The organism is Streptomyces sp. 549, assembly GCF_030124175.1.
In the GTDB taxonomy this organism is placed as follows: Bacteria; Actinomycetota; Actinomycetes; order Streptomycetales; family Streptomycetaceae; genus Streptomyces.
Map to the genome: position 1 here is coordinate 1 of NZ_JASKMT010000063.1, position 1,366 is coordinate 1,366.

2 protein-coding genes are annotated in these 1,366 nt (G+C 66.1%); both read right to left on the reverse strand.

Translation table 11 applies throughout. The features are described 5' to 3' along the window. Window positions 1–8: 8 nt before the first annotated feature. Complete coding sequence (locus tag QNO07_RS27445) at window positions 9–413, reverse strand: hypothetical protein (RefSeq protein WP_283995248.1); 405 nt, start codon at window positions 411–413, stop codon at window positions 9–11. Continuing rightward, complete coding sequence (locus QNO07_RS27450; protein WP_283995249.1) at window positions 410–1,264, reverse strand: IS5 family transposase; 855 nt, start codon at window positions 1,262–1,264, stop codon at window positions 410–412. Before QNO07_RS27450 ends, QNO07_RS27445 begins: the two co-directional genes overlap by 4 nt. Window positions 1,265–1,366: the final 102 nt, after the last annotated feature.

The following is a 1,366-nucleotide window of genomic DNA, read 5'->3' on the forward strand; positions in this document are numbered from 1 at the left end:
AGTGGACGTTAAGTCCGTTTCTGATAGCGGCCTCGTCCGGGTTGGGTGAGGAAGCCTTGGCGGAGGAGGCGTGCGAGGCGGCTTCGGGTGATGTTGACGGTTGCTTCGTCGGTGGGCATGTCGAGGAGTTCGTGCAGTTCACGGGCGCGGAATGCCTGGCCGGGATTCTGGTTGAAGGCGTTCACGATGGCTTGGTAGGCGGTGCTCGTCTCGGTCTGCGGCGGGTTGGGCTCGGTTGCTGCTGGGGCGGTTTCCGCGATGACTTTCCGGGCGATGTCCAGTTCCGTGAGTCGGGTGTCGGCCTCGGCCAGGGCGGCGGTGAGGTGGTCGATCTGCTCTTGGATCTCCCGGGCCCGGATGGTGGCCGCCTCGTGCTGGGCCTGGAGGCCGGCGAGGAGTTCGGTGACGTTCACGCTGCCAGTCCGAGATCATCGCGCCAGACGGGGCTCGGCGTGGTGAGGCGGCGGGCCATGTTCGCGGTGGAGGCCCAGTAGACGCGCGAGACGGAGGTGTCGGGCCGGTGGTCGTAGTGGCGGGCCAGCCGCCGGTGCAGCAGCAGGGTCCCGTTGACCTGTTCCACGATCCACCGCTTGGGCTGCGGGACGAAGCCCTTGCCCTGGTCGTCAGGGTTGCGGCGGACGACCTCGACGTCGATGTCGTTCAGCACCCCGTGAATGACGACCTCGTCCTTGAAGCCCTGGTCCACCAATGCCTTCTCCAGCCGGTTCCCGCAACGTTCGGCGGCCTGGTCGAGCAGGGCGATGCCAGCGGCGTTGTCATGGGCGGAGGCCGGCAGGACGACCACGCCGATGACCAGGCCCAGGACGTCCACGGCCAGTCCGCGCTTGACGCCCGACACCTTCTTGTTGGCGTCCAGTCCGGTCGTGGTCTTCGGGACACCGGCAGCCGCACGCACGGACTGGGTGTCGATGATCACGAGGGACGGGTCCTCTAATCGGCGGGCCTTCTCCCGTACCTGGCAGCGCAGGAGTTCCTGGATCCGCTGGTCCAGGCCGTCCTGGCGCCACAGGGTGAAGTAGTAGAACACCGCCGACCAGGACGGCAGGTCATGCGGCAGATAGCGCCACTGACAGCCCGTCCGGTTCTGGTAGAAGATCGCGTTCACGACCTCCCGGAGATCACAGGAACCCGGGTCGCCGGTTGCCGAGCGCGCTACCCGGTCCCGCTTCCAGCCCGTGATCATCGGCTCCAGCAAGGCCCACTGCTCGTCCGATAAGTCACTCGGATACGGCTCTCTGTCCATGACCCGAATCTCAGCATGCCCATGCCGAACATCGGTCCCGCCAGCGATCAGTCACACGATCGAGCGATCACGAACCGAGGAAGATCGGACTTAACGTCCACT